Annotated in this window: 12 protein-coding genes; 9 read left to right on the top strand and 3 right to left on the bottom strand. The window is 68.4% G+C overall.

Annotated elements, in window-relative coordinates; all coding sequences use genetic code 11:
- Positions 1-21: 21 nt before the first annotated feature.
- Positions 22-1,155, top strand: a complete 1,134-nt coding sequence (locus J7J50_RS16185) for a M23 family metallopeptidase (protein WP_215058342.1) — start codon at positions 22-24, stop codon at positions 1,153-1,155.
- Positions 1,156-1,165: 10 nt separating this feature from the next.
- Here the strand turns inward: J7J50_RS16185 and J7J50_RS16180 are convergent, their stop codons facing one another.
- The 3 genes from J7J50_RS16180 to J7J50_RS16170 form a co-directional block, all read right to left on the bottom strand.
- On the bottom strand, positions 1,166-2,179 hold the full coding sequence (locus J7J50_RS16180) for a transporter (protein WP_215058341.1): 1,014 nt from the start codon (positions 2,177-2,179) through the stop codon (positions 1,166-1,168).
- 191 nt (positions 2,180-2,370) lie between these two features.
- Positions 2,371-2,700, bottom strand: a complete 330-nt coding sequence (locus J7J50_RS16175) for a hypothetical protein (protein ID WP_215058340.1) — start codon at positions 2,698-2,700, stop codon at positions 2,371-2,373.
- A 391-nt stretch (positions 2,701-3,091) separates the two neighbouring features.
- Positions 3,092-4,258: a benzoate/H(+) symporter BenE family transporter gene (locus tag J7J50_RS16170; protein ID WP_215058384.1), complete on the bottom strand. Its 1,167-nt coding sequence runs from the start codon at positions 4,256-4,258 to the stop codon at positions 3,092-3,094.
- Between the two features lie 322 nt (positions 4,259-4,580).
- On the opposite strand from J7J50_RS16170, the gene J7J50_RS16165 reads away from it, so the two are divergent.
- From J7J50_RS16165 to J7J50_RS16130, 8 genes are all read left to right on the top strand, one after another.
- Positions 4,581-6,089 (top strand): XVIPCD domain-containing protein, encoded by a 1,509-nt coding sequence (locus tag J7J50_RS16165; protein WP_215058339.1) that lies wholly within the window; start codon positions 4,581-4,583, stop codon positions 6,087-6,089.
- Positions 6,090-6,904: 815 nt separating this feature from the next.
- Entirely contained in the window at positions 6,905-8,524 is a 1,620-nt protein-coding gene (locus tag J7J50_RS16160; RefSeq protein ID WP_215058338.1) for a methyl-accepting chemotaxis protein, read from the top strand.
- 47 nt (positions 8,525-8,571) lie between these two features.
- Positions 8,572-9,036, top strand: coding sequence for a chemotaxis protein CheW (locus J7J50_RS16155; protein WP_215058337.1), 465 nt, complete (start codon positions 8,572-8,574; stop codon positions 9,034-9,036).
- Positions 9,033-10,316 (top strand): protein-glutamate O-methyltransferase CheR, encoded by a 1,284-nt coding sequence (locus J7J50_RS16150; RefSeq protein ID WP_215058336.1) that lies wholly within the window; start codon positions 9,033-9,035, stop codon positions 10,314-10,316. Before J7J50_RS16155 ends, J7J50_RS16150 begins: the two co-directional genes overlap by 4 nt.
- On the top strand, positions 10,313-10,903 hold the full coding sequence (locus J7J50_RS16145) for a chemotaxis protein CheW (protein WP_215058335.1): 591 nt from the start codon (positions 10,313-10,315) through the stop codon (positions 10,901-10,903). The genes J7J50_RS16150 and J7J50_RS16145 overlap by 4 nt, the downstream gene beginning before the upstream one ends.
- Complete coding sequence (locus tag J7J50_RS16140; protein WP_215058334.1) at positions 10,900-13,140, top strand: hybrid sensor histidine kinase/response regulator; 2,241 nt, start codon at positions 10,900-10,902, stop codon at positions 13,138-13,140. The genes J7J50_RS16145 and J7J50_RS16140 overlap by 4 nt, the downstream gene beginning before the upstream one ends.
- Positions 13,137-14,156 (top strand): chemotaxis response regulator protein-glutamate methylesterase, encoded by a 1,020-nt coding sequence (locus J7J50_RS16135; protein WP_215058333.1) that lies wholly within the window; start codon positions 13,137-13,139, stop codon positions 14,154-14,156. The genes J7J50_RS16140 and J7J50_RS16135 overlap by 4 nt, the downstream gene beginning before the upstream one ends.
- Positions 14,153-15,166 carry a diguanylate cyclase gene (locus J7J50_RS16130; RefSeq protein WP_215058332.1) on the top strand — a complete coding sequence of 338 codons (1,014 nt, stop codon included), beginning with the start codon at positions 14,153-14,155 and terminating at the stop codon, positions 15,164-15,166. Before J7J50_RS16135 ends, J7J50_RS16130 begins: the two co-directional genes overlap by 4 nt.
- The last annotated feature ends 93 nt before the right edge of the window (positions 15,167-15,259 follow it).

Raw genomic sequence — 15,259 nt, 5'->3', positions numbered from 1 at the left:
ATCGCCTGCCAGGACCGCCGCATGCCGCGCCCGCTCGCTACAACCTTGCATCTGCTCGTATTGCTGAGCGCCGCGGCGACCGCGCGCGCGGCCGCGCCGTTCGACAGTTTCGAACTGAGCGTGCCGCAAGCGCCGGCGCCGGTGCAGGTGGAAGGGCGGTCGCGCCTGATCTACGAATTGCACCTGAGCCACTTCGGCGACCGCGAGCTGACGCCGTCTGCGCTGCGCGTGGTCGATGCCGATGGCGGCGCCACTCTCGCCAGTTTCAGCGGCGAGGACTTGGCCGCGCGCAGCCGGGTGATCGGGCGCAAGAGCGGCGATGCAGGCGCGATCCGTCCCGGCGAGCGCGAAGTGATCTATCTGGAGTTCGAGCCGCGGCGCACGCCCAAGGGCTTGCGCCATGTCCTTGAGTTCAAGGCCGCCGGCAGCGATGCGCCGGTCGCCGTCGAAGGCGCGGCGATCGCGCTGTCCGCCGCGCCCAGGCTGCAACTGGGGCCGCCGTTGCGCGGCGGGCCGTGGATCGCGATCTATGCGCCGCAGTGGCCGCGCGGCCATCGCCGGGTGTTCTACGCCCTGGACGGACGCGCGCGCCTGCCGGGGCGTTACGCCATCGACTGGGTCAAACTCGACGATCAGGGCCGCACCAGCCGCGGCGATAAGGATCTCACCGCCGATTCGCTGGGCTACGGCGAACCGGTGCTGGCGGTGGCCGACGCCACCGTCGCCGCCGCGCGCGACGGCGTGGCCGAGACCGCGCGCGTATCGCTCAATCCCAAACACGATTTCGACGAAGCCGCCGGCAACTACGTGGTGCTGGCGCTGGCCGACGGCCGCTACGCGACCTACGAGCATCTGCGCCCGGGCAGCGTGACGCTGCGCGAAGGCGACAAGGTGCGCATCGGTCAGACCATCGGCGAGTTGGGTTTCACCGGCGATTCCACCGGCCCGCATCTGCATTTCCATCTCGCCGACGGGCGCAAGCCGCTGGCTTCGGAAGGCGTGGGCTACGGCTTCGCCGGCTTCCGCCTGCTTGGCCATTACCCGCAACTCGATCGCCTGGGCAAACAGCCCTGGCAGGCGCTGGAAGCGGGCCTCGCGCCTGAGCGCCGCGGCGAATTGCCCGCGTCCAATGCCGTGGTGGAATTTCCGCGCTGAGCCCGGCGCTTCAGTCGCGGCGGCGGCCGAACGCGGCGTAGGCCAGGATCGCGGTCAGCACGAACAAGGCCACCACCACCGTCCAGAAGCCGTGCCGGCTCTCGGCCAGCGGCATGCCGCCGACGTTCATGCCGAACAGGCCGGCGATCAGATTGATCGGCAGCGCCAGCACGGTGACCACGGTCAGCACGAACAAGGTGCGGCCAGTCTGCTCGTTGACCAGCGCGGCCAGTTCTTCCTGGATCAGCTTGACTCGTTCCACCAGCGCCGCCGAATCGCCGATGGCGGTGGAGAATTCCTCCGCCGCCTGCTGCAGGTCCTGGATGTCGTCGTGGCTGATCCAGTCCGGCGGGCGGTTGAGCAGGCGGAACAGCGCGGTCGGCTCCGGCGCCAGCAGCCGCTGCAGCCGCACCAGACTGCGCCGCAGCGCGCCCAGTTGGGTGCGGTCGGTGGAGATGCGGTTGGCCAGCAGCCGGTCTTCGATCCGATCGACCTGCTGAGTGGATTTGCGCAGGATGTCGCCGAGCACGCTGGCCTGGTCGCGCAGCAGATGCGCGAGCAGTTCCACCGGCGAGCGGAAGCTCTGGCCCGAACGCACCGCCGCGCGCAGTTGATCGACCGAACGCAGCGGCCGCAGGCGCGCGCTCACCAGTAGTCTCGGGCCGATGCACAGGCTGGTGGTGCCGACCTCGGAGGCGTCGAAGCTGGAATCGAACAGGACATCGTGGATGACCGCGATCAGCGCGCCGTCGTCCAGCTCCAGCCGGGTCGAGCCGACTTCGCTGCGCAGGCTGTCGTAGAACGCGTCCGGCAGTTCCAGGGCGCGGCGCAGGTAGCGCTCGCTGCCGGTGTTGGACAGCGAGAAGTGCAGCCACAGGAAGCCGCCGCCTTCCTGCGCCGGCGTGGCGAGGAATTGCGCGACCGCGTGGGTGTCGATGGACTGCGCCGGCTGCTCCGGTTCGAAGCGGTAGCCCCAGATCAGGCCGTCTTCGTTGGAACCGTAGCTGGCGTCGGTGATTCGCATTGCTGAAACCGCGCGGGCGGGAGGTTGCCGCATACGCTAGCGGAAAGGGGCGACTGCGTCATTGCGGGGAGACGAAGTGGGTACTGCCGATGGCAGAGACGCTTGTCACGACTAGCGGAGGTTGATACAGCCCTTCTCCCGCCTGCGGGAGAAGGTGCCCGGAGGGCGGATGAGGGCAGCCGAGGCCCCTGTCAGCAATGCCCAGCCGACGAATAACTGCTCCCCTGCTTGCGCACCCGCATCCCCTGCACGCAACGGAATTCCACCGCTTCCTCGACCACTTCCTGGCCGGTGACCGGATCGACGCGAATGCGGGCGGGGGCCGGCTGCGTTCGCGCCCGCGCCGCATCGGCGGCCGGCAGCGCCGACACCGAGGTTCGCGGGGCCGGGTCGCGCTGCAGCAGATAGACCGAGGCCAGCAGCGCCGCCAGCAGCGCCAGCGACAGGCTCACGATCAGGCTCGGGCTGAGCCAGTCGATCGGCGCGGCGAGTACGACAGGCCGATGTTCGCTCGCTTCCATGCCCCGTTCTCCCGGATCGAATCGCCGGAGCATAGCCGGCGTCCGACTCCGACAACGCGAGGCACTGCTCAGTTTGGGCGAAGCCGCCGCCCGCGCGGACGCGCCGTTCGTTCAAGCCTCGCGCCGGCATGGACCCGGACACTGCGGCTCCCCAGCCGCCGGAGCCCTTCATGCCCCGTCCCGCGTCCGTCTTGCCGAACCCGTTCCTCCCGCTGCGAGCGAGCGCGACCGCGTTCAGCGCGAACCTGCGCCGGCCGCGCGCCGCCTGTCGCAGGTCTTCGCCCGCCTGTTCGCACTGCTGTACTGGGCCGGCTTCATCGGCGCGGCCCCGCGCGGCGGCTCGGACGATGTTCGTTGCAAGCACGGCGGATAGTGGATACGCGCATCGCGGTTATTTCTTGTAGCGCGCGATACCCAGAGCCAACAACCCGGCCAGCATTCCCCAGAACACCGAGCCGATCTGGAACGCGCTGACGCCCGATGCGGTGACCAGGAACGTGATCAGCGCCGGCTCGCGCTCCTGCGGATCGTGCACCGCCGCGGCCAGACCGTTGCCGATGGTGGTGAACAAGGCGATGCCGGCGATCGCCAGCACCAGCGGCTGCGGAAAGGCGGCGAACAGCGCCGCCACGGTGGCGCCGAACACGCCGGTCAGCAGATAGAACAATCCCGCGGCCACCGCCGCCATGTAGCGTTTGCGCGGGTCTTCGTGGGCGTCGTGGCCCATGCAGATCGCCGCGGTGATCGCGGCGAGGTTCAGCGCGAACGCGCCGAACGGCGCCAGCAGCAAGGTGGTCAGCCCGGTCCAGCCGATCAGCGGCGACACCGGCGTGTCCTGGTAGCCGTGCGCGCGCAGGATGGCGATGCCGGGAATGTTCTGCGACGCCATGGTCACCACGAACAACGGAATCGCCACGCCGACGATCGCCGCCAGCGAGAACCGCGGCGTCACCCACACCGGCGTGGCGATGGCGAACTTCAGCCGCTCGAAGTGCAGCTCGCCCTGCGCGGCGGCGATGACGATGCCGACCGCTAACGTGATCACTACCGCGTAGCGCGGGCTCCAGCGCCGCGCCAGCAGCCAGCTCAGGAACATCGCCGCCACCAGCCAGAAGCGTTGCTCCATCGAGGTGAACACGTTCAAGCCGAAGCGCAGCAAGACCCCGGCCAGCATGCCCGAGGCCAGACTCACCGGCAGCCGGCTGAGCGCGCGCTCCAGCCAGCCGCTGAAGCCGAGCAGGGTGGTCAGCAAGGCGCTGACCAGGAACGCGCCGATCACTTCCGCCAGCGGCAGCCCGGCCGCCGCGGTGATCAACATCGCCGCGCCCGGCGTGGACCAGGCGGTGACCACCGGAACCTTGTAGCGCAGCGACAGGCCGATGCAGGTCAGGCCCATGCCCAGGCCCAGCGCCCACATCCACGAGGCGATCTGCGCCTCGTCGGCGCCGGAGGCCTGGGCCGCGCTGAACACGATGGCGGCCGAACTGGTGAAACCGACCAGGACGGCGACGAAACCCGCGACGACCGCGGACACAGACAAATCGCGCAACACACGCATGCAGGAACGGCCGGCGGGGAAGGCCGCCATGATGCGGCAATCGCGGCGGCCGTGCGCAGCGGCGGGAGATTTTCGCAAGCCGCGCGCATCGCATGCCGGTTATCGGCGCCGGCGCACGACCGCGATCACAGTGGCGGGGCGGCGGCGCCACGCACGGCGATTGCCGTTGCGAACCTTGGCCTGGCGGCGGAACCGTGACCGCGGCGGGCAAAAAATTCCGCCGCCGCCGCGATCATGAGCGCCGCTCGCGCGGCCGGCGCATGGCCGCCCGCGTCCGCATCCTGCGTTCGTGCTGACATTAAAACCGAAGGGAAACCGCGCAATGGGAACGTTCCAGCAACCACTCAGCGGCGGCCGTCAGGTGCAATTGGCGCGGTGGGACGATCTGAGCCCGCCGGCCCACGGCGAGGATCTACGGCAACGCCCCTGGAATCCCAACGACAGCCGCACCGCGCTGGCCTTCTACGATTCCACCGTGCACTACATGCGCAACGACTGGGCGCGCGAAAACATGGACGTGCTGCCGGTGAGCGCGGGCCAGCACAATCTGCTGCTGTACCGCAATCGCGAAACCGACACCTGGCATACCGCCGAAGCGCTGGACATCGACCACGTGCAACCGTGGAAGCAGCACCTGCACGATGTCGGCACCCGCAGCATGGCCGACGCCCACCAGGCCTATAACGACGTCGGTAATCTGCGCGCGCTGCCGGCGGTGATCAACCGCGCCCGCAACAGCGCCGAACGCGCCCTGAACCAGGGCGTGGATTCGCCGGCCTGGCAGGACTGGTCGCGCGAACATTTCCACTACGATCCGGCCGCGCCGCATCCGCCGTTCGATCCGGCCCGCGACAGCGCGCGCCGCACCACCACGCGCGATCAAACCTGGGCCCTGGAAGACGGCCGCGCCGGCCTGAGTTTCGACACGCGCGTGTCCGGCAAGTGGTTCGAGCATCAGCTCTCCGAACGCTACGCTGGCAGCGTCCCGATCAACGGCGAGGACGGCTATGCGCGGCAGGTGCCGCTGTTCCATTGCCCCGCGACCGGGCAACTGGTGACCCGCGACGCGTTCGACATCGATCACGTGCGGCCGTTCGAGGACGTCGCCCGCGAGCGCCTGGAGCGCGCCGGCGGCAGCATCAGCAAGGCCGACGCGCTGGATCTGTACAACGACACCGCCAACCTGCGCCTGGTGAGCCGCAGCGCCAACTGCTCGCACGAATGGGAACTCGACGCGCGCGGCGAATTCCGCGACCGCGAAGCGCCGGAAACCGAACACGACCGCGCCTTCGTCGAGCACGGGCCGGCGACGCGCGAGGATCAGCAGGCGCTCGACATGCTGCCGGGCCTGCTCGATCGCCAGCCGCAGCCGGTGCGCGCCTTCGATCCCGACGCGCCGGTGCATCAGCTGCAGCCGCGCTACGTGCTCAGCGATGCGCGCAATCCCGACAACGGTTTGTTCGAGCAGGCCAAGGGCCATGTCGGCGCCTTGAACCGCGACCACGGCCTGGGCATGAGCGCGGCCCAACTCGACAACGCCTCGGCGGCGCTGGCGTTGGCGGCCAAGCACAATCGCTTGCCGTCCATCGACGGCGTGACCGATCAGCAGCCGGGCAAACTGTTCGCGATCCACGGCCATGGCGAATCGATGCAATGGGCCGGCGTGACCACCGCCGAAGCGATGGTCAAGCCGATCCAGCAAAGTTCGCGCGAGGCCAGTCAACTCGCGGCGAACGCGCCGGCGCCGTCGAACCCGCAAACGCAAACCCAGGTCGCGGCGATGCAGACCGATTCGCAACACGCGCATCCGGGACGTCATCCGGGCCAGTGAGCCCGGCCGCTCTTGCGACGGCGCGGCCGCCGGCCGCGCGGGTTTCGCCATGCCGGGCCGCGGCCGCTGGTTGCTGAACGCGATCTGGACTCAGCCCCTGCCGCAATCCAGCGAGACGGATTATGAAACGGTGTTCTCCAGTTTGAGTTTTGGATTTGCCGATGCTGGCTCTTGATGCCGTGGGGCAAATCGCTGACGAAGCTATCTGACGAAGGGGCGCGCCGTGGAGCCACACTCCCCCCGCAAGCGGGAGAGGGAGGCTTGTAGCCGCTCTCAATTTACGCAAGTCCCAATCAAGGCATTCGCTACGTGTGGCCGAGCGCAGCCTCGCTGTCACATTAGCCCGCCGCCGCCCGCAGTTTCCACGTCCGCCCCTTGGTTCGAAAATCCGCGCCATATCCACGCGGCGGCACGATAAAACCCTCTCACCCAACTCGGGCCGTACCTCACCCGGCCGCCCGGCGCCACCGGTTGTTCAGTTATCACGGCAGCCCGCCGGCATATTGCCGCACCGCGCAATCGTCAGCCCAGGTCAATTTCACGTGATGATCCGCGAACTGAAAAACGCCGGGCTATGTCTGTAAATATGCCTCTATCGTGTCAAGACGTGTAAATTAAGTCGTCGGTGCGTTCATAACCGGCCGACCGTGAGGCAGGCGCCGACCAGGGGGGTCGGTGGTTTCATCCGCGGCAAGCGCCGGTTACCGCGGCGGACCGGCGCGAATACGCGTCCTCGCGCCGCCGCCGGTGAAAGCGCGGGTGCGGCAAGCAATCACGGTAGGCCATTCGTTTCATGCGTCTCACGGGAACCAGCCATGAGTAATCTCACGATTCGCCAGCGAATCATGTTGAGTTTCGCGGTGATCATCGCGGTCATGCTGCTGATGGGCGGTCTCGCCCTGCAGCGGTTGAATCGCATCCAGGCCGAAGAAACCCGGCTGCGCAGCGACTCCGTCCCCGGGTTGTATGCCTCGGGACAGATAGAAACCCAGTGGCATGCCTATAACACGGCCATGAACGGGCTGGCCTCGTCCAACGCCAAGGACCGCGCCCAGGCCGCCGAGCGCATGCGCTCGCGCCGCGCGGCCTTCGACGAGGCGATGAACCGTTATCGCGTCACCATCAACGACCCCGGCGACCGCCGCAATTTCGATTCGCTGACCAGCATGAGCGCGCAAGTGTTCGCGCTGCAGCCCGAGCTGATCAAACTGGGCGAATCCGATACGGCCGCGCTGCAGCGGATGCTCAACGCGCAAGTCACGCCGACCTTCAACAAGTCGGTGGAGTTGATCGCCACCGTCATCAAGTTCAACTACACCCAGGCGGTCGCCTCGGGCCAGCGCATCGACGATGCGGTGATCTCGGCGCAGATCGGAATCACCGTCACCTTCGCCGGCGCGCTGGCGCTGGCGGTCCTGGCCGGGTTCTACCTGTGGCGCGCGATCACGCTGCCGCTGGACCGGCTGACGCGCGCCTCCGGGATCATGGCCAAGGGCGATTTCAGCCAGCGCCTGGGCTTCACCCGCGCGGACGAGTTCGGCGCGGTGGCGCAAGGCTACGACCGCATGAGCACGGATTTGTCCGAGCTGGTCGGGCAGATCCAGACCTCCGGCATCCAGGTCAATTCCTCGATCAACGAAATCACCGCCACGCTGCGCGAGCAGCAGGCCACCGCCGCGCAGATCGCCGCGACCACCACCGAGATCGGCGCGACCTCGCGCGAGATCGCCGCCACCTCCAAGGAACTGGCGCGGACCATGGGCGCGGTCGCGACCAGCGCCGAACAGACCGCGATGCTGGCCGGCAACGGCCAGGACGGGGTGGCGCAGATGGAAGAGACGATGGGCCGCATGATCGACGCCACCGCGACGATCAGCGGCAAGCTCGCGGTGCTGGCCGAGAAGGCCAGCAACATCAGCCAGGTCGTCACCACCATCACCAAGGTCGCCGACCAGACCAACCTGCTGTCGCTCAACGCCGCCATCGAGGCGGAAAAGGCCGGCGAATACGGCCGCGGGTTCTCGGTGGTGGCGGTGGAAATCCGCCGCCTCGCCGATCAGACCGCGGTGGCGACATTGGACATCGAGCAGATGGTGCGTGAGATCCAGTCGGCGGTGTCGGCCGGCGTGATGGGCATGGACAAGTTCTCCGAGGAAGTGCGCCGCGGTACCGGCGATGTGCAGCAGGTCGGCGGCCAGTTGTCGAAGGTGATCGAACACGTGCAGGCGATGGTGCCGCGTTTCGAGACCGCCAACGAAGGCGTGCAGGCGCAGGCCGCGGGCGCCGAGCAGATCAATCTGGCGCTGGTGCAGCTCAGCGAAGCCGCGCAGCAGACGGTGGATGCGCTCAAGCAGTCCAATCAGGCGATCGACGAGTTGCATCAGGTCAGCGCCGGACTGCGCGACGGAGTCTCGAAGTTCAAGTTGCAGGCCTGACCCGCGAACGCATGGCCGGGCAAGCCCATTCTCCGGAGAGCGATGCCGTGTTGCTGCTCGTCTTCCATCTGGACCGCGACCGTTACGCCATCGAAGCGGCGCAGGTGGTGTCGGTGTTGCCGCTGATGCAGGCCAAGGCGATCCCGCAGGCGCCGGCGGCGGTGGCCGGCGTGTTCGATTACCGCGGCGAACTGGTGCCGCTGATCGATCTGTGCCGGCTGGCGCTGGGCCGCGACGCGCGCGCGCTGCGCAGCACCCGGGTGATCGTGGTGCATTACCCGATGGACGACGGCGCCACGCGCAAGCTGGGACTGATCGCCGAGCAGGTGCTGGAAACGGTGCGGATGGAGCCGGCCGCGTTCGAAGCCGCCGGCGTCGATCATCCGCAGGCGCCGTACCTGGGCGAGGTCGCCAGCGACGCGCGCGGCCTGATCCAGCGCGTGCGCGTGCGCAGCCTGCTGCCCGAATCGGTGCAGCGGATTCTGTTCCAGCCGACGGCCGCCGACGCATGACGCCGGACGGTTTCCAGCAATGGCTCAAGCACACGATGGGGCTGGACGCGGCCAGTATCGGCCCGGGCGTGGTCGAACGCGCGGTGCAGCGGCGCATGAGCGCCAGCGATCGCGCCGACCTCACCGCGTACTGGCATCTGCTGCGCGCCTCGCAGTTGGAGCAGCAGGAACTGATCGAAGCGGTGGTGGTGCCGGAGACCTGGTTCTTCCGCGACAGCCAGGCCTTCGCCGCGTTGAGCCATCACTACGATCCGCTATGGGCGGCCGGCCATCCGGGCGAACGCCTGCGCGCGCTGAGCCTGCCGTGCTCCAGCGGCGAAGAACCGTACACGGTGGTGATGGCGCTGCTCGATGCGGGATTCCCGATCGACCGGCTCGACGTGGATGCGGTCGACATCAGCGAACGCGCGCTGAGCAAGGCCCGTCACGGCGCCTACGGCAACAACTCGTTCCGCGGCCGCGAGCTGGGCTTTCGCGATCGTCATTTCCAACTCGAAGACGGCGCCTGGCGCTTGCCGGCGTCGATCCGCTCGCGGGTGCGCTTCATCCAGGGCAACGTACTCGATATCGCTTTCCTGCCCGGAGAAGCGCTGTACGACGCGATCTTCTGCCGCAATCTGCTGATCTATTTCGATGCCCAGACCCAGGTGCGCACGGTCGAGATCCTGCGCCGCCTGTTGCGGCCGCAGGGTCTGTTGTTCGTCGGTCCTTCCGAAGCGAGCCTGATGCTGGCGGAGGGTTTCGTCTCCGCGCAGTTCCCGATGGCGTTCGCCTTCCGCAAGGCGCCGCCCAAGCCGGGGCTGGACATCACCGCGCCGGCGCCGCGCAAGACGGTCGCCGCGATCGCAGCGGCCCGGCCCGCGCCGTCGCCGCGCGCGCTGTCGGCGGTGCCGCGGCCGACAGCGCCGGTGCGGCCGGCACCGCCGCCGCCGCAGCTCGCGCACGCCGTGGACGAATCCTTGCTCGACCGCGCCCAGGCCCTGGCCGACAACGGCCGCTTCACTGAGGCGGCGACGGCATGCGAGGCCTACTTGCAGACGCATTCCGCGTCGGCGCGCGCGCTGTACCTGAGCGGCCTGATCCACGGCGCGCTCGGCCGCGACAGCGCCGCCGAAGATCATTTTCGCAAGGTCCTGTACCTGGAGCCTTGCCATGAAGAGGCACTGATGCACCTGGCCTTGCTGCTCGAAACCCGCGGCGACGCGGCCGGCGCGCGCGTACTGCGACTGCGCGCGCAACGCTGCCGCAGCGCCGCCGCCGGCAGGCAGGAGTCGCAATGAACGACAAGCCCGCGAGCGAAGCCGCGCAAAGCGCCGTCGCCCGGCTGCTCGGGCGCGCGCCGGAAGGCGAGGAACTGCGGCAGGCCGCGCGCCACATCGCCACCCGCGCCGAGGACTTGCGCGCCCTGACCGGTTCGCTGTTCGTGTTCCGCCTGGGCGGCGAATGGCTCGGGCTGCCGGCGTGGATGGTCGATGAAGTCATCGAGCCGCGGCCGATCCACAGCCTGCCGCACCGGCGCGAAGGGCTGGTGCGCGGTCTGGTCAATGTGCGCGGCCAGCTCACCGTCTGCGTCGCCCTGGAAGCGCTGCTGCAGCTCGATACGAGCCAGCCGGCGCCGGAGCGCGGGCGCAATCTGCTGAGCAAGCGGCTGGTGGTGTTGTCGGCGCGCGAGCAGCGGCTGGCGTTCGAATCCGACGAAGTGCACGGCTCGCATCGCTACGATCCGGCCGGCGTCGGCAACGTGCCGGGCACGGTGGCGTTGTCGGACTCTCCCTTCAGCACCGGCGTGGTGGCGGTCGGCGAACGCAACGCCGGCCTGCTCGACGGCGATCTGGTGTTGAGCGCGATCAACCGGCGGCTGGGATGAGCACAGGCAATCTCCAGGATTATTCGCTGCACGACCTGTTCCGGATGGAAGTGGAAGGGCAGGCGCAGGTATTGACCGAAGGCCTGCTGGTGCTGGAAACCCAGCCCGGCGCGGCCGCGGAGCTGGAGTCGTGCATGCGCGCGGCCCATTCGATCAAGGGCGCCGCGCGCATCCTGGGCCTGTCGGCGGCGGTGGCGATCGCGCACGTCATGGAAGATTGCCTGGTCGCCGCGCAGGAACGACGGATCGTGCTGGGCCATCAGGCCATCGACGCGCTGTTGAGCGGCGTGGACCTGCTCAGCCGCATCGCCGCCACCCCGGCGGAAGAATCCGAACCGTGGATGCGCGACGACGCGCCGCAAGCGCAAAGCTATTGCGCGAGCTTGGCCGCGGCGCTGACGCCCGATGCTCAGTCCGCGCCGCAGCCGGCGCCCGCGAGCGAAACTGCGGCCGCGGCCGATCCGGCGCCGGCCGGCGATCAATCCGACGACGAGCGCGTCCTGCGCATCACCGCGCGCAGCCTCAACCGCCTGCTCGGACTGGCCGGCGAATCGCTGGTGGTGTCGCGCTGGCTCGATCCGTACATCCGCTCGCTGAGCCGGCTCAAGCGCCTGCAGCGCGACAACGCGCTGGCGCTGGACAAGCTGGCCGACACGCCCGGCCTGTCGCGCGATCAGCGCGCCACCGCCTTGTTGATGGAAGCACGCTCGCTGGCGGCCGAATCGCAGCGGCTGCTGGCCGATCGCATCGCCCAACTGGATTTGTTCGAACGCCGCACCGCCAGCGTCGCCCATCGTCTGTACGACGAAGCCTTGTCCAGCCACATGCGCCCGTTCGCCGACGGCACCCACGGCTTCAAGCGCATGGTCCGCGATCTGGCGCGCGAGTTGGGCAAGCAGGCGCGCCTGGAAATCGTCGGCGCCAAGACCCAGGTCGATCGCGATGTGCTGGCTAAGCTGGAAGCGCCGCTGGGCCATCTGCTGCGCAACGCGGTCGATCACGGCATCGAATCGGCCGAGCAGCGCGACGCCGCCGACAAGCCGGCCGCCGGCACCGTCCGCCTGGAAGCGCATCACGTCTCCGGGCTGCTGGAAATCACCGTCGAAGACGACGGCCGCGGCATCGACCTGGAACGCATCCGCCAGATCGTCGTTGCCCGCCGCCTCGCCGACGAAGCCACCGCCGCCCGGCTCAGCGAAGCGGAGTTGATGGAATTCCTGTTCCTGCCCGGTTTCACCCTGCGCGAAGTGGTCACGGAAATCTCCGGACGCGGCGTCGGCCTGGACGCGGTCCAGAACATGGTCAAGCAACTGCGCGGCAGCGTGCGCCTGTCCTCGCGGCCCGGCGGCGGCTCGCGTTTCCAGTTGCAATTGCCGCTGACCACCTCGGTGCTGCGCGCGCTGGTGGTGGAAATCGGCGGCGAACCGTATGCGTTCCCGCTGACCCAGATCACCTGCACGGTGATGGTGCCGCGCGATGAGGTGCGCATGCTCGAAGGCCGCCAGCACTTCCAGTTGAACGGCCGCGGCATCGGCCTGGTATCGGCCTCGCAGGTGCTCGGCGGCGCCGACGCGCAGACCTCGCCGGAGCAACTGCAGGTGATCGTGGTCGGCACCGCCGGCAGCGTGCACGAATACGGCCTGGCCGTGGATCGCTATCGCGGCGTCAGCGAACTGGTGGTGCAGCCGCTGCCTGGGCAGTTGGGCAAGGTCAAGGACATCAGTGCCGGCGCCTTGCTCGACGACGGCACGCCGGTGCTGATCGTCGATGTCGACGATCTGGTGCGCTCGGTCGAGCGTCTGGTCTCCACCGGCCGCCTCGCCCAGCTGCGCTATCAGGATCACGCGCGCATGGCCGAACGCAAGCGTGTGCTGGTGGTGGACGATTCGCTGACCGTGCGCGAACTGGAACGCAAACTGATCGAGAACGGCGGCTACGCCGTCGAGGTGGCGGTGGACGGAATGGACGGCTGGAACGCGGTGCGCACCGGGCATTTCGATCTGGTGGTCACCGATATCGACATGCCGCGCATGGACGGCATCGAGCTGGTGAGCCTGATCAAGAAAGACCCGCGCCTGCGCGCGGTGCCGGTGATGATCGTGTCGTACAAGGATCGCGAGGAAGACCGCCGCCGCGGCCTGGAAGCCGGCGCGGATTTCTATCTGACCAAGGGCGGCTTCCATGAAGAAGCGTTGCTGCAGGCGGTGGTGGATCTGATCGGCGAGGCCGCGCCATGAGGATCGGCATCGTCAACGATCTGGCGCTCGCGGTGGAGGCCTTGCGCCGCGCCATCGCCCCGCGCCGCGAACACAGCGTGGCCTGGACCGCGTCCAACGGCGAGGATGCGGTCAAGCGCTGCGCGCAGGACCCGCCGGATCTGGTGTTGATGGATCTGCTGATGCCCGGCATCGGCGGCGTCGAGGCGACCCGGCAGATCATGGCCGCCAGCCCGTGCGCGATCCTGATCGTGACCGCCAGCGTCGGCGGCAACGCGCCGCTGGTGTTCGAAGCGATGGGCTACGGCGCGATGGACGCCACCGACGTTCCCAGCCTGGCCAACGGCGATCAGGCCGGGGCGATGGAACTGCTGGCCAAGATCGACCTGATCGGCCGCTTGATCGGCGACGCGCCGGCGCGCCGGCCGCAACGCGCGCCCGCGCGCGCCAACGGCACCAAGCGGCTGATCGCCATCGGCGCGTCCGCGGGCGGCCCGGCCGCGCTGGTGGAATTGCTCGGCGGATTGCCGGCGAACTTTCCCGCCGCGATCGTCATCGTCCAGCACATCGACGAAAAATTCGCCTTGAGCATGGCCGACTGGCTGAATCGTTATTCGAGCAATCCGGTGCGTCTGGCGATTCCGGGCGAGCGCCCCGTCGCCGGCACGGTGCTGTTGGCCGGAACCAACGAACATCTGGTGATGGAAGCCGGCGGCACCCTGGAATACACCCGCGAACCGGTCGATCAACCGTACCGGCCTTCGGTCGATGTGTTCTTCGACAGCATCAACCGGCAGTGGTCCGGCGAAATCGTCGGCGTGCTGCTGACCGGCATGGGCCGCGACGGCGCCCGCGGCCTGGAATCGCTGCGCCTGCGCGGCCATCACACCATCGCCCAGGACCGCGCCAGCAGCGCCGTGTACGGCATGCCCAAGGCCGCCGCCGATCGCGGCGCCGCGGTCGATATCCTCGCCTTGAATCAAATCGCCTCAAAGCTGCGGATGCTCTGCGCAGACACCAGGAACGTATCCACATGACCGTACCTCCCTTGAATCGTCCGTCCGGATTGCCGCACGAACGCCGCTGCCGCGTGCTGCTGGTCGATGACCAGCCGTTCATCGGCGAAGCGGTGCGCCGCGCCATCGCGAAAGAACAGGACATCGAATTCCATTACTGCGGCTCGGCGGCCGACGCCATCGCGATGGCCGAAGCGCTGCAGCCCACGGTGATCATGCAGGACCTGGTGATGCCGGACGTGGACGGCATGACCCTGGTGCACCTGTATCGGGTCCACGCCACCTTGCGCAACGTGCCGATCGTGGTGCTGTCGAGCAAGGAGGACGCCGCGGTCAAGAGTCAGGCCTTCGCCACCGGCGCGGCCGACTATCTGGTCAAGCTGCCCGATCCGATCGAGCTGATCGCGCGCATCCGCCATCATTCCCAGGCCTATCTCAACCAGGTCGAGCGCGACATCGCCTATCAGGCCCTGCGCGAGAGCCAGCAGATGCTGCTGGAATTGAACGAGACCCTGCGCCGGCTCAGCGACGTGGACGGACTCACCGGCCTCAACAACCGGCGTTACCTCGACAGTTACCTCGATAAGGAATGGCGCCGGGCCGCGAACGAGCGCAGCGATTTTTCCATCCTCATGATCGATGTGGACAACTTCAAGGTCTACAACGACATCTACGGCCATCTGGCCGGCGACGAAGCGCTCAAGGCGGTCGCGCTGGCGATCCAGCGCTGCGCGCAGCGTCCGGCCGACGTGGCCGCGCGTTACGGCGGCGAAGAGTTCTCGCTGATCCTGCCGTCGACGTCGTTCGAAGGCGCCAGCCGCGTGGCCGAGCAGATCTGCACCAGCGTCTACGAGCTGGGCATTCCGAACAAGGGCGCGACGACCGAGCGCATCACCGTCAGCGTCGGCGGCGCCTCGTGCGCGCTCAGCCGCATCGACTCCTACGGCCCGTTGCTGGAGAGCGCGGATCTGGCGCTGTACGAGGCCAAGCGCCTGGGCAAGAACCAGGCGGTCCTGCGCGAGCTGGGCTGAGCCGGCGGCGCGAGGCGAGGGCAGGGCAATGAGCCCCTGAAAGGGGCGATCGCCGAAGCGACCGCCCCCGATGCTTTCTTTTCCGATCGCGGC

This window comes from Lysobacter sp. ISL-50, assembly GCF_018612875.1.
Classification (GTDB): Bacteria; Pseudomonadota; Gammaproteobacteria; order Xanthomonadales; family Xanthomonadaceae; genus Lysobacter.
This window is presented reverse-complemented; position numbering and strand designations above follow the sequence as displayed.

Bases quoted from the DNA above. Each gene is read 5' to 3' on its own strand.
- J7J50_RS16185 (WP_215058342.1), top strand. From the start codon at position 22: ATGCCGCGCCCGCTCGCTACAACCTTGCATCTGCTCGTATTGCTGAGC.
- J7J50_RS16180 (WP_215058341.1), bottom strand. From the start codon at position 2,179: ATGCGAATCACCGACGCCAGCTACGGTTCCAACGAAGACGGCCTGATC.
- J7J50_RS16175 (WP_215058340.1), bottom strand. From the start codon at position 2,700: ATGGAAGCGAGCGAACATCGGCCTGTCGTACTCGCCGCGCCGATCGAC.
- J7J50_RS16170 (WP_215058384.1), bottom strand. From the start codon at position 4,258: ATGCGTGTGTTGCGCGATTTGTCTGTGTCCGCGGTCGTCGCGGGTTTC.
- J7J50_RS16165 (WP_215058339.1), top strand. From the start codon at position 4,581: ATGGGAACGTTCCAGCAACCACTCAGCGGCGGCCGTCAGGTGCAATTG.
- J7J50_RS16160 (WP_215058338.1), top strand. From the start codon at position 6,905: ATGAGTAATCTCACGATTCGCCAGCGAATCATGTTGAGTTTCGCGGTG.
- J7J50_RS16150 (WP_215058336.1), top strand. From the start codon at position 9,033: ATGACGCCGGACGGTTTCCAGCAATGGCTCAAGCACACGATGGGGCTG.
- J7J50_RS16145 (WP_215058335.1), top strand. From the start codon at position 10,313: ATGAACGACAAGCCCGCGAGCGAAGCCGCGCAAAGCGCCGTCGCCCGG.
- J7J50_RS16140 (WP_215058334.1), top strand. From the start codon at position 10,900: ATGAGCACAGGCAATCTCCAGGATTATTCGCTGCACGACCTGTTCCGG.
- J7J50_RS16135 (WP_215058333.1), top strand. From the start codon at position 13,137: ATGAGGATCGGCATCGTCAACGATCTGGCGCTCGCGGTGGAGGCCTTG.
- J7J50_RS16130 (WP_215058332.1), top strand. From the start codon at position 14,153: ATGACCGTACCTCCCTTGAATCGTCCGTCCGGATTGCCGCACGAACGC.